Annotated in this window: 15 protein-coding genes; 2 read left to right on the top strand and 13 right to left on the bottom strand. The window is 65.2% G+C overall.

Going from position 1 to position 15,441, the window contains the following annotated elements; genetic code table 11:
- On the bottom strand, window positions 1-1,346 hold a 1,346-nt coding region (locus tag PVW46_RS01645), incomplete at its 3' end, for a molybdopterin cofactor-binding domain-containing protein (RefSeq protein ID WP_274574234.1).
- A gap of 13 nt (window positions 1,347-1,359) precedes the next feature.
- Complete coding sequence (gene xdhA, locus PVW46_RS01650; RefSeq protein WP_069208108.1) at window positions 1,360-2,823, bottom strand: xanthine dehydrogenase small subunit; 1,464 nt, start codon at window positions 2,821-2,823, stop codon at window positions 1,360-1,362.
- A 161-nt stretch (window positions 2,824-2,984) separates the two neighbouring features.
- On the opposite strand from xdhA, the gene PVW46_RS01655 reads away from it, so the two are divergent.
- On the top strand, window positions 2,985-3,908 hold the full coding sequence (locus tag PVW46_RS01655; RefSeq protein ID WP_069208107.1) for a LysR family transcriptional regulator: 924 nt from the start codon (window positions 2,985-2,987) through the stop codon (window positions 3,906-3,908).
- Here PVW46_RS01655 and PVW46_RS01660 read toward each other — a convergent pair.
- The 10 genes from PVW46_RS01660 to PVW46_RS01705 form a co-directional block, all read right to left on the bottom strand.
- Window positions 3,905-4,255, bottom strand: coding sequence for a RidA family protein (locus tag PVW46_RS01660; RefSeq protein WP_043144631.1), 351 nt, complete (start codon window positions 4,253-4,255; stop codon window positions 3,905-3,907). The genes PVW46_RS01655 and PVW46_RS01660 overlap by 4 nt on opposite strands.
- Window positions 4,256-4,270: 15 nt before the next feature.
- Window positions 4,271-5,371, bottom strand: a complete 1,101-nt coding sequence (locus PVW46_RS01665; protein ID WP_069208106.1) for an NAD(P)/FAD-dependent oxidoreductase — start codon at window positions 5,369-5,371, stop codon at window positions 4,271-4,273.
- Window positions 5,368-6,393 carry a histone deacetylase family protein gene (locus PVW46_RS01670; protein WP_069208105.1) on the bottom strand — a complete coding sequence of 342 codons (1,026 nt, stop codon included), beginning with the start codon at window positions 6,391-6,393 and terminating at the stop codon, window positions 5,368-5,370. The genes PVW46_RS01665 and PVW46_RS01670 overlap by 4 nt, the downstream gene beginning before the upstream one ends.
- Window positions 6,390-6,869, bottom strand: coding sequence for a GNAT family N-acetyltransferase (locus PVW46_RS01675; protein WP_069208104.1), 480 nt, complete (start codon window positions 6,867-6,869; stop codon window positions 6,390-6,392). Before PVW46_RS01675 ends, PVW46_RS01670 begins: the two co-directional genes overlap by 4 nt.
- Complete coding sequence (kce, locus tag PVW46_RS01680) at window positions 6,869-7,795, bottom strand: 3,5-dioxohexanoate:acetyl-CoA acetone transferase (RefSeq protein ID WP_043144637.1); 927 nt, start codon at window positions 7,793-7,795, stop codon at window positions 6,869-6,871. The genes PVW46_RS01675 and kce overlap by 1 nt, the downstream gene beginning before the upstream one ends.
- 1 nt (window position 7,796) lies before the next feature.
- The gene (locus PVW46_RS01685; RefSeq protein ID WP_069208103.1) at window positions 7,797-9,134 is read right to left on the bottom strand and encodes an aminotransferase family protein; all 1,338 of its coding nucleotides are present in this window, start codon (window positions 9,132-9,134) and stop codon (window positions 7,797-7,799) included.
- Between the two features lie 4 nt (window positions 9,135-9,138).
- Window positions 9,139-10,212: an ABC transporter ATP-binding protein gene (locus PVW46_RS01690; protein WP_069208102.1), complete on the bottom strand. Its 1,074-nt coding sequence runs from the start codon at window positions 10,210-10,212 to the stop codon at window positions 9,139-9,141.
- A gap of 69 nt (window positions 10,213-10,281) precedes the next feature.
- Window positions 10,282-11,430 carry an extracellular solute-binding protein gene (locus tag PVW46_RS01695; RefSeq protein ID WP_198544076.1) on the bottom strand — a complete coding sequence of 383 codons (1,149 nt, stop codon included), beginning with the start codon at window positions 11,428-11,430 and terminating at the stop codon, window positions 10,282-10,284.
- A gap of 39 nt (window positions 11,431-11,469) precedes the next feature.
- The gene (locus PVW46_RS01700) at window positions 11,470-12,261 is read right to left on the bottom strand and encodes an ABC transporter permease (protein ID WP_069208101.1); all 792 of its coding nucleotides are present in this window, start codon (window positions 12,259-12,261) and stop codon (window positions 11,470-11,472) included.
- Entirely contained in the window at window positions 12,261-13,127 is an 867-nt protein-coding gene (locus tag PVW46_RS01705; protein WP_274574252.1) for an ABC transporter permease, read from the bottom strand. Before PVW46_RS01705 ends, PVW46_RS01700 begins: the two co-directional genes overlap by 1 nt.
- A 94-nt stretch (window positions 13,128-13,221) precedes the next feature.
- Here PVW46_RS01705 and PVW46_RS01710 point away from each other — a divergent pair, with 94 nt between their 5' ends.
- Complete coding sequence (locus tag PVW46_RS01710) at window positions 13,222-14,202, top strand: LysR family transcriptional regulator (RefSeq protein ID WP_069208100.1); 981 nt, start codon at window positions 13,222-13,224, stop codon at window positions 14,200-14,202.
- A gap of 4 nt (window positions 14,203-14,206) precedes the next feature.
- On the opposite strand, the gene PVW46_RS01715 is transcribed toward PVW46_RS01710, so the two are convergent.
- Window positions 14,207-15,439 carry a glycosyltransferase family protein gene (locus tag PVW46_RS01715; protein WP_043144644.1) on the bottom strand — a complete coding sequence of 411 codons (1,233 nt, stop codon included), beginning with the start codon at window positions 15,437-15,439 and terminating at the stop codon, window positions 14,207-14,209.
- Window positions 15,440-15,441: the final 2 nt, after the last annotated feature.

Raw genomic sequence — 15,441 nt, forward strand, 5'->3', positions numbered from 1 at the left:
ATGCCGAATTTCACCGGCGTCAGCGCGATGCCCTTTTTCAGCACCGGCGAGGTCCGGTTGTACTCGATGATCTCGGCACGGCGGCGGCGGTACTCGGCGCTGTCCTCCAGTTCCCCAACCAGACGGTCGAGGATGTTGTCCTCGACCTCCTGGTAATAGGGCGTCACGTCACGGCCCTTTGGCCCGTAGAAATTCGCCTTGCGCACATCCAGCGGGTCCTGCCCGGTGGCATAGGCGATTTCCTCGATGATGCGCTCGGCAGCGATGACACCCTGCGGGCCGCCAAAGCCGCGGAATGCGGTGTTCGACACCGTGTTCGTCTTCATCGGGCGCGAGGTCAGGCGCACGTTGGGGTAGAAATAGGCGTTGTCCGCGTGGAACAGCGCGCGGTCCGTGACCGGCCCCGACAGGTCCGAGGAATAGCCGCAGCGCGCGGCAAAGCAGCTCTCGACCGCCTCGATCCTGCCGGCGCCGTCAAAGCTCACGTCATAGTCGATCACGAAATCATGTCGCTTGCCCGTCGCCGTCATGTCCTGATCGCGGTCGGGGCGGATCTTGACCGCGCGGTTCCATTTCTTCGCGGCCACGGCGGCGACGGCACAGAACAGGTTCATCTGGCTTTCCTTGCCGCCGAACCCGCCGCCCATGCGCCGCACGTTCACCGTGACGGCATTGGACGGCACGCCAAGCACATGGGCCACCATGTGCTGAGCCTCCGACGGATGCTGGGTCGAGCTGCAGACCTGCACGTCGTCGTCCTCGCCCGGAATGGCGCAGGCGATATGACCTTCAAGGTACATGTGGTCCTGGCCACCGACCTGCATCCGGCCCTTGATGCGGTTGGGTGCCGCGTCGCGCCCGGTCTCCACGTCGCCGCGTTCCAGTTTCAGCGGCGCGGTGACGTGCGGGTATCCCGCGTCGATGGCCGCCTGCGGGTCCAGCGCGTGGGGCAGCACCTCGCAATCCACCTCGGCCAGTGCGGCGGCGCGGCGGGCCGCGTCGCGGGTTTCCGCGATGACCGCAAACAAGGGCTGGCCGTGGAACTCGATCTTTTCCGTGGGAAAGACCGGCTCGTCATGTTGGCCCGTGGGGCTGATGTCGTTGACGCCGGGGATGTCCTCGGCGGTCAGCACGCCGACGACGCCGGGGGCGGACCGAACGGCGGTCAGGTCGATCGCCTTCAGCCGCGCGTGGGCCACATCTGAGACACCCAGGTAGGCGTGCAGGGTGCCTTCGGGCAGGGCGATGTCGTCGGTGTAGTCGGCGCGCCCGGTAACATGCTTGGCAGCGCTGTCATGGATGCGGTCCTGGTGAACGGCGCCGGTGATGGTCACGTTGTCTTTCATCTGGATACCCTCCTCAGGCCGTTGCCAGTTGCACGGGCGCGTCCGTCGCCGCGTCGTTTTCCAGGAAGAACCGGCGCAGCAGGTTGCCCGCGGTCAGGCTGCGGTAATCGGACGAGGCGCGCCAATCGCTCAGCGGCGTGAAATCCTGCACCAGCGCAACGGCGGCCTTGGCAAAGACCTCTTCGGACCAGGCCTGTCCCAGCAGCGCGCTTTCGGCATGGGCGGCCCGTTTCGGCGTGGCGGCCATACCGCCAAAGGCGATCCGGCAATCCGTGATCCGGCCCTCCGTGACCGTCACGCGGATGCCCGCCGCGACCGATGAAATATCCTCGTCCCGACGCTTGGAGATCTTGTAGGCGGCGTGGCGCTCGCCGGGCTGCGGCAGCGGAACGCGGATAACCTCGACGAATTCGCCCGCCTGCCGATCCTGCTTGCCGTAGTCGATAAAGAACTCCTGCAGCGGCAAAACACGACGGGCGTCGCCCTTGCGCAGGGTGATCTCTGCCCCCAGCGCGATCAGCACCGGAGGCGTGTCCCCGATGGGCGAGCCATTGGCGATATTACCGCCCACGGTCCCCATGTTGCGCACTTGCCAGCCGGCGATCCTGTCCCAGTAGCCGGCCAGGTGCGGATAGGCCCCTGTCAGCATCTCCTGGCACTCGGAATAGCTGGCCCCGGCCCCGATCCAGAGCGCGCCGTCGCGGGTCTCGACCGTCTTGAGCCCGTCGAGGTGGCCGGTAAAGATCGCCGGACCGATGGGCCGCAGGAATTTCGTCACCCAAAGACCGACGTCCGTGGCCCCGGCGACGATGGTCGCGCCGGGATATTCCAGCAGGCAGGCAGCCAGATCGTCCACGTCGGAAGGCAGGATCGCACGATTGCCCTCGGGGCCGGTCTCGACCCTTTGGCCATTGCGCAGGACGGTCAGTCGCGCCGTGATCTCTTCACGCTCGCGGGCGATCGGGTCGGCAGCCGGGGAGCCGTAGCGGCTGATCGCGACGGCGGCGCGGATGATCGGCGCATAGCCGGTGCACCGGCAGAGGTTGCCCTGAAGGGCCGTTTCCACCTGGGCCTCCGTCGGTTCGGGCACTTCCATCCAGAGCGCATAGAGCGACATGACAAAGCCCGGCGTGCAAAACCCGCACTGGCTGCCGTGATGGTCGACCATCGCCTGTTGCACCGGGTGCAATCCGCCGTCCGCGCCGCGAAGGTGTTCGACTGTCACGACGTGGCACCCATCCAGCGAGGCCAGGAAGCGAATGCAGGCATTGACCGGGTCATAGCGCAACCCGTCCGCGGTCAGACGCCCCACCAGCACCGTGCAGGCACCGCAATCGCCTTCGGCGCAGCCTTCCTTGGTGCCGGTCAGACGGCGATCCAGCCGCAGGTAATCCAACAACGTGCGGTCGGCGCCCACGTCGCTGACAGAGACATCGCGGCCGTTCAGAATGAAACGGATCTCGGATCGGTGCGGCATGACTTCCTCCCTGAAGACTCGCTGGATTGCGGGGTTGCCGGGAGGTTACAGGCGGGATTAGGGTCAAAAAACACCTGCCAGCGGCAAATACTTTCAACACTGCGTTGATAATCGGCGACAACCCTGCAAGGCTGTCACGGGTCTTACCCGGGGGTAACACCATGTCCTATATCGAAAGCCTGCAAGTCTTTGTCCGCGTCACGGAACTGGGCAGCATCACCTCTGGCGGGCGTGACCTGCGCCTGACGCCGGCTGTGGCCAGCAAGCGGATCAAGGAGTTGGAGCGCCGGCTGGGCGTGCGGCTGTTCAACCGCACGACCCGTTCGATCACCCCGACAGAGGTGGGCCGCGTCTTTTACGAGGAGGCGCGCAGGGTGTTGCAGGCGCTGGAAAGCGCCGAGGCGCGGGTGGCCAGTTTCTCGGACACCCCGCGCGGTGCGCTGCGGGTAACGGCCCCCCTGGGCGTCGGTCGCCGGATCGTGGCGCCGCTGGTGCCCGAGTTCACCGACACCTATCCCGAGACAGAGGTGCGAATGCGCCTCTCGGACCGGCGGGTCGACATCCTGGCGGACGGGCAGGACGTGGCATTCTTTATCGGCGCGCCACAGGACAGCAACATGAAGCTGCGCAAGATCGCCGATTGCGCCCGGGTCCTCTGTGCCTCGCCGGACTACCTGCGCGCGGCGGGCACGCCCGTGCAGCCCGAGGACCTGTTGAACCAGAACCACAACTGCCTGTTGCTGCGCTATCCGCGTTCGCCCGAGTATTTCTGGACCCTGAACACCGCCGGCGGCCCCCTGAAACTGGAGGTGCGCGGCCAGTTCGATGCCGACGATGGCGATGTTCTGACCGATTGGGCACTGGCCGGACGCGGGATCGTCAACAAGCCCCGCTTTGACGTAGCCCATCACCTGGCAGAGGGGCGGCTGATCGAGATCCTGCCCGACACGCCGCCCCTGCCAATGATCTTTGGCTGTCTCTATCCGCACAAGAAACTGCAGGACCCGAAGGTCCGGCTGTTCGTCGAACATGTCGTCACCCGCAGCAAGGCCTTGCTGTCGGGGGCAGAGACGGTGCCGGCCTAGGCCTTCGCCGCAATGACGATGAATTCGACCTTGTAGTCCGGCGTCGCCAGCTTGGCCTCGCCGCAGGCGCGGGCGGGGGCGTGGCCCTCGGGCACCCAGGCGTCCCAGACGGCGTTCATCTCGGCGAAATCGCCCATGTCCGCCAGCCAGATCACGCATTGCAGGATGCGGGTCTTGTCCGACCCGGCCTCCGCCAGAAGCGCGTCGATCTTTTCCAGGCAGTCCAGGGTCTGCTGCGTGACGCTGGCGCCCGCGGTGCCGACCTGGCCCGCCAGGTAGATCGTTTCGCCATGCGTCACGATCTGGCTCATGCGCTGGCCGGTATGGCTTCGGGTGATCTCTGTCATGTCTTGCCTCTTGGGTCAGGATTGGAACCGCGCCGGGGACAACGCCCCGATCACGGTTTCGGAAACGGGTGGGGCCATGTCGGTCACAAGCCGGGCGGTGACGCGGGCCAACACGGGCGCCGTCTGTACTCCATAGCCCCCCTGCCCCGCCAGCCAGAAGAACCCCGGTTCATCGGGATCGTGGCCGACAACCGGCGTCCGGTCAGGTGTAAAGCTGCGCAGACCTGCCCAGGTATGTTCGACGCGGGTGACGGGCATCGTGACCGCCTGTTCGAACCGGTGCAGCCCCTCTGCCAGCACCATGTCGTCGGCCCAGGCGTCATGCGGTTCCACCGGATCCTCGTCGGCGGGGCTGACCATCAGCTTGCCCGCCTCGGGCTTGGCGTACCACTGCTCCGAGGCCGATACGAACAGCGGCCAGCGGCTGACGTCGTGATCCTCCGGCGCGGGCAGGATCGCCGCCGAGCGCCGCAAGGGATGCATCGGGATGGGCCGGACGCCAGCAAGCGTCGCCACCTGCGCCGCCCAGGCCCCGGCGGCATTGACGATCAGCGGCGCGCGGTATTCCTGCGTGCCGGCGGTGACGACCCATTGGCCACCGTCGCGCCGGATCTCCGTCACCTGCGCGCCTGTCTCGATCCGGCCACCGCGACGGCGCAGCAACCGTGCATAGCCGTTCAGCATCCGGTCGACGTCGATGTCCTGTGCGTCCCATTCGATCACCGCCGCCGCGATCAGCTCGGGCCGCAGGATCGGCACCAGTTCCGCGGCCTGCGCGGCGCTCAGCCGTTCCAGCCCCTGCGCCTCGGCGCAATACTCCTCCAGCGTGGCCAGTTCTTCCTCGGTGGCCAGCATCATCTCGCCGCGTGGCGACAGCAGGCTGTTGTCCGAGACACCCTCGGGCCGTTCCATCAACCCGGCGGACACCGCGTTCAGCGCGCGCAGGGTCGCGTTGCCGTAGTTTCGGATAAAGATCGCGGCGGACCGGCCCGTGGAGTGATAGCCGATCTGGCGCTCCCCTTCGAGCACGGTCACCGACATCTCGGCGGCCAGTTCCGCGCCCGCGCTGACACCGGCGATACCGCCGCCGATCACGATGACGTCCGAGGGTGTCACGCGCCCTCCTGAAACCCGGTCAGGGTTTTGGTCAGATTCGCGCCCAGTGTGTCCGAGAGGTATCCGCCCTCCTGCACGAAAAGAACCGGCAGGCCGGTGGCAGCGATGGCCGCGCCTATGCGGGCAAAGCCGTCCTGCGTGACGGCCAGCCCCTGGAAGGGATCGTCGATCGAGGCATCGAGACCAAGTGCAATCACCAGCGCATCGGTGCCAAAGCTGCGTACGCGCTGCAATGCCGTGTCCAGCGTCTTGAGGAAATCCGCATCCCCCGTGCCCCGCGCCAGCGGCAGGTTCAGGTTGCAGCCCATCCCCCGGCCCGCACCGCGTTCCTGCGCATGACCCCAGAAGAACGGGTAGAACCTTGCCGGGTCGGCGTGGATCGAGACGGTCAATACGTCGTCACGGTCATAGAACATGCCCTGCGTGCCGTTGCCGTGGTGCACGTCCACGTCGAGGATCGCGGGACGAAACCCCTTGGCGCGCAGGCGTTCGGCGGCAATGCCAGAGTTGTTGAGGAAACAGAATCCCCCGGCCAGATCGGCAAAGGCATGGTGCCCCGGCGGACGCGAAAGGGCATAGACGCCGCGTTCGTCACCGGCGATCAGGTCGGCCCCGGTGATCGCGCTCTGCGCGGACCAATAGGCCGCCTCCCAGGTGCCTTCGGCGATGGGACAGGCGGTGTCGGCCTGGTGATAGCCGGCCTGCCCCACGGCGGATTTCGGATATCCGTCGGTGCGGCTGGCAGGGTGGATGTTGGGGATCACCTCTTCGCCCGCGCCCTCGATCCGGCGCCAGCGGGTGTAGATGTTTTCGAGAAAGGTCAGGTATTCGGGCGTGTGCACCGCCGCGATGGGGCCAAGGCCCGCGTCCTGCGGCGGTTGAAATGCACAGCCCGCCTCTTCGGCGGCGGCCTTCAGCACCTCGATCCGGCGTGGTTGCTCGGGGTTGGGCATGATCGCCCCGTTGGCCATGAAATGCTTGGGATCATGGCGCCATTGGCGGTCGTCAAAGACGGCTTTCATCGCTCTCCTTCCAGGGCCGCGCATCCGGCCTCATCCAAGAACAGATCGGTGTGACCCTTGGCGGGGACAAACCCCAGCCGGTCATAGAAACGGCGTGCCGCAGGCGTCCGGTCATAGACCTGCAGGCGCAGGAAGCAAGCCCCCCAAGCCCGCGCCGCATCGGCAAAGGCGGCCCCCAGCAGGCGCCGCCCCAGCCCGCCGGAACGCTGCGTGGGCGACACCCAGAGGTCCGAGACATAAAGCCCCGCACCGCCGCGCACCGTCGACAGGCCCGGCGAATACAGCGCCAGCCCGGCCAGCACCCCATCTTCCTCGGCCAGTTGGGCGCGAAAGGCGGGAACATCGCCCCAGCCTGCACGCTCCAGCGCCTCGGGAGAGGCGTTGTAGGTGTCGCCCAGGTCCCGCGCCAGGGCGGCAAGTGCGCTGTCGAGCCGCCCCACGTCGGAGCGCCCCGCCGTCCTGATCGTCACCGCCATCAGATCGCCGTCCTGTCCGCGCCCTTCAGGCCCAGCATCCGGCGGGCATCCTCTGGCGAGGCGACCTCGCGGCCCATGTCCTCGACGATGCGCCGGATCTTGACCACCTGTTCGGCATTGGTCCGCGCCAGCTGCCCGCGCGCGATCATCAGGCTGTCTTCCAGCCCGACGCGCACATGCCCGCCCATCGCGGCGGCCATGCTGGTCAGCGGGATCTGGTGCCGTCCGGCGGCCAGAACGGAGAACATGTAGTCCTTGCCGAACAGCTTGTCGGCGATGGTCTTCATGTGGGTCAGGTTCTCCGGGTCCGGCCCCATGCCCCCCAGCACACCAAAGACGAACTGGATGAAGAACGGCGGTTCGACCATGCCCCGGTCCACGAAATGACGCAGCATGTAGAGGTGGCTCAGGTCGTAACACTCGAACTCGAACCGCGCGCCGCGTTCCTTGCCCATCGTCTGAAGGATGCCCGCGATGTCGCGCGGCGTGTTCTTGAACACCAGGTCATCGGAGTTTTCCAGGAACGGCTGTTCCCAGTCGTGTTTCCAGTCCTCGATGCGCGCCGCAGCAGGATAAAGCGCAAAGTTCATCGACCCCATGTTGAGGCTGCACATCTCCGGTTCGGCCAGCTTGGGCGCGGCCAGCCGCTGGTCCAGCGTCATCACCGCACTGCCGCCGGTGGAAATGTTCAGGACAGCGCCCGTCGCCTGCTTGATCCGCGGCAGGAACCCCATGAAATGCGCCGGGTCGGCAGAGGGCTGCCCGGTCTCGGGGTCGCGGGCGTGCAGGTGCAGGATCGAGGCCCCGGCCTCTGCCGCGCCAACCGCGTGTTCCGTGATCTGATCCGCCGTCACCGGCAGGTGCGGCGACATCGACGGCGTGTGGATCGAACCTGTCACGGCGCAGGTGATGAGGATCTTGCTCATGTCATCCGGCCTGCATCACGGGCGCGATTTCCTGCGCGAACTGGACAAGGGACTCGTCCAGCCCCTCGATGATCTCATCGATATGCCCCTCGTTCAGGATCAATGGCGGGCAGACAAGGATATGGTCCCCCTCCACCCCGTCACGGGTGCGGCGCGAATAGACGATCAGCCCACGCTCATAGGCGATGTCCACGAACCGCTGATGCGCGTTTAGCTGTTTCGGCAGGGGCGCCTTTGTGCTCCGGTCCGACATGAACTCGAAGGCGGTCAACAGGCCCTTGCCGCGCACATCCCCGATGATCTCGTGCCGCTGCATCAGGCCGTTCAGTCGCGCCAGCAGCTTTTCCCCCATCGCGGCGGCATTGGTGCAGAGGTCTTGCCGGTCGATCTCTTCCAGCACGGCAAGGCCCGCCGCGCAGGCCAGCGGGTTGCCCGCGTAGGTGAACCCATGCGCAAAGCCGCCCGCGTCCAGCACGGGCTCCACCAGCCGCCTGTCGGCCACCATCGCACCCAGCGGCGCATAGCCGGAGCCGATGCCCTTGGACATGACCACGATGTCGGGCCGCACGCCCCAATGGTCGACGCCCAGGAAAGCGCCGGTGCGCCCAGCCCCGGTCATTACCTCGTCGAGGATCAGCAGGATGCCGTACTGGTCGCAGATCTCGCGCACCCGTTCGAGATAGCCGGCGGGAGAGACCAGCGCCCCGGTCGAGGCGCCGCCGATCGGCTCGACGATAAAGGCAAGCACGTTCTCCGGGCCTTCCTCCTCGATCCGCCGGGCCAGCATGTCGGCATAGTGCCGCCCCGTCGCCGCAGCGTCGGGGTCCAGCCCGTCGAGATAGGCGCGCGGCGCGGGCACCTTGGGCATGACCCGCATCATGGGTTCAAACGGTGCGGTCAACGTCGTGTAACCGGTGGTCGCCAGCGCCCCCAAAGTGCAACCGTGATAAGAGGGCGTGCGTGAAATGATCTTCCACCGCTCCCCCTGCCCCACGGCCAGCGCGTATTGCCTCGCCAGTTTCATGGCGCTTTCCACCGCCTCGGACCCGCCGGAGACAAAGAACACGCGGTCCAGCCCCTCGGGCATCTTCTCGGCCAGTTTCTCGGCCATGTTCTCCGAGGCCTCGGTTTCGAAATGCAGACGATAGCCGAAGGTCGATTTCTCCATCTGGCGCTGCATCGCGGCCAGGACATGCTCGTTGGAATGGCCGATGTTGCAAACCATCGCGCCGGACGATCCATCAAGATAGCGGCGCCCGTTCTTGTCCCACATGTAGACGCCGCGCGCCTGGTCCAGCACCGGCTTGCGTCCGCGGCCCTGGTAGAAAAGCTTGCTCATCCCGTCACCCCGGCAATGCGGCGCAATCCACGGGACGGACCCCCGCCGTCACTGTGGTGCCCTCGGCAAAGGGGTGGCCGTCGATCATGTTGATCGCCTGGAACTGGCGGTCTCCGGCGCGGATGAAATAGCGCACGGTCTGGCCCTGGTAGTCGACGGTTTCCACAACCGCCTCGGAGGTGACCATGCCGGTTGTGTCGGCCCCTTGCGGCATCAATTGCAGTTTCTCGGCCCGCAGCACCAGCTTGGCGGCGCCTTCGCTGACCTTCGGTGCCTTGTCGGCGGGTACAGGCACCTTGCCAAAGACGGGCACGTCCAGCGCCGCCGTCTCGGCATCCTTGCCGCTGCACGTTCCCTCGATGATGTTGGAGGCGCCCAGGAAATTGGCGACGAACTCGCTGGCCGGGCGGTTGTAGACCTCTTCCGGGGTGCCGACCTGTTCGACGCGGCCCGCGCTCATGACGACGATCTGGTCGGACATGGCCAGCGCCTCGGACTGGTCATGCGTGACAAAGACGGTGGTGACGCCGATCTGGTCCTGGATGCGCTTCAATTCGACCCGCATGTCCTCGCGCAGGTTGGCATCCAGCGCCGAGAGCGGTTCGTCCAGCAGCAGGACGTCCGGTTCGATCACGATGGCGCGGGCCAGCGCGATGCGCTGTTGCTGCCCGCCGGACAGTGCCTTGGGATAGCGGTCGCCCACGTCGGGCAATTGCACCAGGTCCAGCGCCTTTTGCACGCGGCCCGGAATCTCAGAACTGGGCACGTTGCGGTATTTCAGGCCAAAGGCCACGTTGTCGGCGACGCTCTTGTGCGGAAACAGCGCGTAGTTCTGGAACACGATGCCCAGGTTGCGCTTGTGGATCGGCACTTTGTTCACGCTCTTGCCGCCGATGCGGATCTCGCCCTCGGTCGGGTCCAGCAGCCCGGCGATCATCCGCAGGTTGGTCGTCTTGCCACAACCGGACGGGCCGAGCAGCGTCAGGAAGGTGCCCTCGGGGATTTCCAGGTTGGTCGGATGCACGGCAGTGAACGTGCCGAACCGCTTGACGATATTGTCCAGGGTGACGGTACTCATGGGCAAGGTCCTGCGAGAGAGGGGCGCCCGCCCCGGCACGACGGCCGGGACAGGCAGGTTGGATTGGGGTCAGTAGCCCTTCTGGACGCGACCGAAGGTTTTCGACCAGGCGGCCTCGTGACCGTTCCAGTAATCCGGATCGGCAAAGGTCAGGCCCGACAGCGTGCCCGTGGGATCGAAGGCCGGCAAAGTCGGGATCTTCTCGCCCAGGTCGACCTTCTGCGGGTCCAGCGCGGGCGGATAGCTCTGCCCCTCGGCCACGGCGATCGATGTCGCCGGGTCCAGCATGAAGTTCAGCAGTTCCTCGCAGGCCTCCAGCGGCGACCCCTTGATGACGAACATGCATTCCTGCCAGCCAAAGCCGTTGGGCGGGTCCATGTAGCCGATGTCATGGCCCTGTTCCTGCAGCGCGTAGATACGCCCGGACCAGCCCTCGGTGACGTGGATTTCCTCCTCGGCCAGAAGGCTCATCAGTTCGGCGCCCGAGCCCCAGTATTTCAGCGCCAGGTCGCGGTGGGCACGCACGGCATCCCAGCAGGCCTCTTCGTCGGTGACACCGTTCGGATCCTGCCCGGTTTGCAACGAGGCATACCACATCCGCGTGCGCCAGTCGGACCAGCCGCCGATCTTGCCCTTGTGGGCCTCGTCGATCAGGATCTTGGCGCCCTTTTCCTGCATCTCTTCGTCCGAGATGTACTTGCGGTTATAGGCCAGCCCGGTGGTGCCATAGTCGTAGGGCACGCAGCTGAGCGAGCCATCGGTGATGTCGCGGAACACGTCCACCAGCTTGGGGATGACGAACTCTAGGTTGGGGATATTCTTTTCGTTCAGCGTCGCGGTCAGCCCAAGCCCGTGATAGCGCGCATAGTCGAACACGCCGGACAGGTGGGCGATGTTGTATTCGCCCGGCTGGCTGGCCTTCACCCGACTGAGGTACTCGTCGCCGCCGCCGAAGGTGCCGTCGACAACCTCGATGCCGGTCTTGGCGGTGAAGGGATCAAAGGCATTGGCGCGCAGCGCCTCTGACACCACGCCGCCCCAACCGTCGAACCGCACCTGGCTGACGCTTTGCGCAAATGCGCGATAGGGGGTCACCAAGCCATAGGCCGCGCCCGCCGCGCCGAGCAAGCCCAGAAAGCTGCGGCGATCCAGGTCGCCGTTCATGTAACGCTCGCGCAGGCGCTCATAGCGTGTGGTGTCGTCGATCTTGCGTGTCATCTTCATCTCCTTGTCGGGTATGGGACTATGCATGCGGTTCTAGGTGCCGCTCTTGCGGGCGAGTTGCCGTGCGATCGCCGCCCCGATCAGGGGCAGGCCGACCGTCATGACAATCATGACTGTGCCAAGGGCATTGATTTCCGGGCTGATGGAATTGCGCAGCATGGCAAAGATCTGGGTCGGCACGGTTTCCACCCCGCCGGGTTTCCAGAACAGCGTGCCGGTGATGTCGTCAAAGCTGATCGTGAAGGCAAAGAGCGCCCCGGCAAGCACCGCCGGCAGCATCAGCGGCAGGGTGATCTGGAAAAAGGTCTGGACCGGGCTGGCGCCAAGGCTCATCGCCGCCTCTTCGACGTCGCGCCGGATCGAGACCAGCCGGGCCTGCACCACAAGAATCACGAAGGGCAGCGTAAAGATCACATGGCCGAAGAGCAGCAGCGTGAAACTCTTGTGCAAACCGAGGAAGTTGAGGAACAGCAGCAGCGCCACCGCCAGCACCACCTCGGGCACGAGGATCGGCGCGATCAGCAAGGTCGAGATCGCGTTGGCGCCCGGCACCTTGTAGCGCACCAGCGCGAGACTGGCCAAGACGCCCAGCGTCGTCGAGATCACCGCCGTCAGCAGGCCCAGCACGATTGAGGTGCGAAAGGCGCGCATGATGGCGTCGTTGTTCCACAGTTCCACGAACCAGCGAAAGGAAAAGCCGGTCATCGGGAAGCTGCCGAACTGGCTGGCGTTGAAGCTCAGCAGCACGACCACGGCCACCGGCAGGAACATGAAGCCGTAGACAAGCAGGCTCCACAGGCGGATCAATTGCCATCCCCAGCGCATCAGCCCAGCCCCTTCATCAGTTGTGCCATGCCCAGATAGCGGTTGTAGATCATGACCAGCGCGCCCAGCACGACCAGCAGCATGAGGCTGAGCGCCGAGCCCAGTGGCCAGTTGAGCTGCGTGATGATCGCCTCGAAGACGAGGTTGGCGAACATGGCGTCCCGCGGCCCGCCCAGCACCAGCGGTGTGATGTAGGTGCCCGCGCCCAGCACGAAGCACAGCAACCCGCCCGCCGCGAGACCGGGCAGCGACAGCGGCAGCGTGACCTGTAGGAAGGACTGCCACTTGGTCGCGCCAAGCGAATTGGCGGCATCCTCGAGGTTGGTGTCGATGCCGTCGAGGCTGACGAAGACGTTCAGCACCATGAAGGGCAGCAGGAAGTGCACGAGGCCGAGGATCACGGTTGTCTCGTTGTAGAGCATGTTCAGCGGCTCGCCGATGATGCCGACGCTCATCAGCAGGGTGTTCAGCGCGCCCGAGACACCCAGGATATTGATCCAGCTCATTGTGCGGATGATGTAGCTGATCCAGAACGGCAGCATCAAAAGCAGCAACAGGATCACCTTGTTGCCGCGCGAACGGGCGATGAAATAGGCGGCCGGGTAGCCCATCAGCGCACAGACGATGGTGGTGATGGCGGCGATGCGCAGGGTGCTGAACAGGATGTCGCGGTAGAACCTGTCGGTCAGCGCCTCCTGCCAGTTGTCGAGGTAAAAGCCGACCTGGTCGGCGCCGGTGGCCGTGCGCAGCCAGAAGCTGTAGACCACGATGAAGATCAGCGGCACCAGCAGCAGCAGCGTGACCGCGCTGATGGCCGGGGCCAGCAAGATCCAGGGTTGGCGCGCCTCACGGGCTTCGACGGACATGCGTTTCCTCGTGTCTGGAGACTTGCGGAAACCATGCGAAGCGGACAATCATAGATCAAATAGATATGCAGAATGATGACTATAGGTACTGCCTATGACTCCTGCCGATCCCGCAGGCGATCCCCGCTATGAACCTGACCGCATTGCACGCGAACTGGACTGGAACCTCTTGCGCACGTTCGTGGTGCTGGCGGACAGCCATTCGATCACCGAGGCAGCGCAGCGGCTGAGGCTCAAGCAACCTTCAGTTTCCGCGGCACTTCAAAGGCTTGAGGACCGGATCGGACGCAAGCTGGTGAACCGGTCCCCGGGGCATTTCCAGCTGACCGATGCGGGCCGCCTGCTGTATCGCGAGGCGGTGGAAATCAACGGCTCTGTCCTGCGCCTGTCGACGCTGGTGCGCGAGCTGACCGACGAGGTGCAAGGACATGTCAAGATCGAGGTGGCCAGCCATGTCGTCTGCCCGGTTTTTGATCAGACGCTGGCCGCGTTCCACCGATCCCACCCCCGCGCCAGCCTGTCGATAGAGGTCCGGTCCAGCGCCGAGGCCATCGCCGAGGTGCTGGCCAAGCGCGCGTCCTTCGCCATCTGCCTGGTGCGGGATCACAGCCCCAAGCTGGAATACCGGCGCCTCTACCGCGAGTATTTCGGCCTGTTCTGCGGGCCGGAACATGCGCTTTTCGGCCGTGACGACCTGTCCATCGGCGATCTTGCCGGGCTTGGGTCTGTCAGTTTCGAAACCGACCGGCTGCAGGACGTGCTGCGGCCCGTCACGCTGATGCGAGCCCAGGCCGACCTGGGCCAGCGGATCACCGGCGTCTCGACCAACCTCGAAGAGGTCCGGCGCATGATCATCGCCGGGCTGGGCATCGGCCCCCTGCCCGTCCATGTCGCGGCGCGGGACGTGCGGGACGGATTGCTATGGCAATTGCCCCCCTATACCGACCTGCCCGCCATTGACGTTCATGTCGTCTGGAACCCGAAGGCGGTCAAGAACCGGGCCGAGGACCTGCTGCTGGCCGCCCTGCTGGAGGCGATCGAGGCCACCCCGATGGAGGAACGCACCTACCGCTGACCGCTCAAAAGGTCATCGGTGCGAATTCCTCGTTGTCCGCGGCGACGGCCGCGCGCAATTCGCCCACGATTCCCGGGTCGGCGGCGTTCACGCGGCTCCAGTTCGGGACAAAGGGTGTCTCGTTCGGTTTTTCGAGGAACACCTTGCCTGCCTCCACGATGTTGTTGGCAAACAGCTCGACCGTCAGTTCCTCACGGTGGCGGTCGATGGTCAGCCCGTTCATCTTGGCATCGTTGTCGTAGAACTCGATCAGGTCCAGCGCCACGCGGTAATAGGTGGCTTTTAGCGCGCGGAAGACATTGGGCGTAAAGACGGTGCCGTCTGCCGCCAGCTTGCGGAAGACCGCCTTGCAGATATCCATCGACATGCGGTTGAGTCCCGTGGCCGCGTCCTCTTCGCTGACCTGCTGGTGCTTGTGGTCATAGGCATCCGCGATTTCCACCTGGCAGACGGAATGCCGGCCCAGGTTGCGCCAGACCTCTGACAACACGCCGATTTCCAGCCCCCAGTCCGAGGGAATGCGCAGGTCGGGCAAGAGCGAGGTGCGCAGGGCAAATTCGCCCGACAGCGGGTAACGGAAGGCGCGCAAGTAGTCGATGTAATCGCGGTCGCCGATCGTGCGTTTCAGCGCGATCAACAGCGGCGAGACCAGCAGGCGCGTGACCCGCCCGTTCAGCTTGCCGTCGCCGATGCGCGGGTAGTAGCCCTTGGACAGCTGGTAGCGGAAATTCGGGTTTACGACAGGATAGACCAGCCGGTCCAGCAGGTCGCGCTTGTAGGTGACGATATCGCAGTCGTGCAGTGCCATGACAGAGGTATCGGCGCAGGAGATCAGGTAGCCCATGCAGGTCCACATGTTCTTACCCTTGCCCTGCTCCTGCGGCGCCAGCCCCATCTCGGCCAGCTTGGCGTCCAGCTCGGACATGCGGGGACTGTCGTTCCACAGGACAACATGATCCTGCGGCAGGCGGGAAAAGAAGTCTCGGGCGCGACGGAATTGTTGTTCGGTGGCGCGGTCCAGCCCGATGATGATCCGGTGCAGGTAGGTGACCTTGCTCAACTCATCGAGGATATTGCCCATCGCGGGCCCTTCGAGCTCGGAGTAGAGGCACGGCAGGACTAGCGTGATCTTGCGGGTCTGGGCGTAGGTCTCGATCTCGTAGATCAGCTCTTCCAGGGGGCGGCTGCGCAGGTTGTGAAACTGCGCGATATTGCCGTTCTGATGGAAATCAGACATGA

Source organism: Mameliella sp. AT18, from assembly GCF_028807275.1.
In the GTDB taxonomy this organism is placed as follows: Bacteria; Pseudomonadota; Alphaproteobacteria; order Rhodobacterales; family Rhodobacteraceae; genus Antarctobacter; species Antarctobacter albus.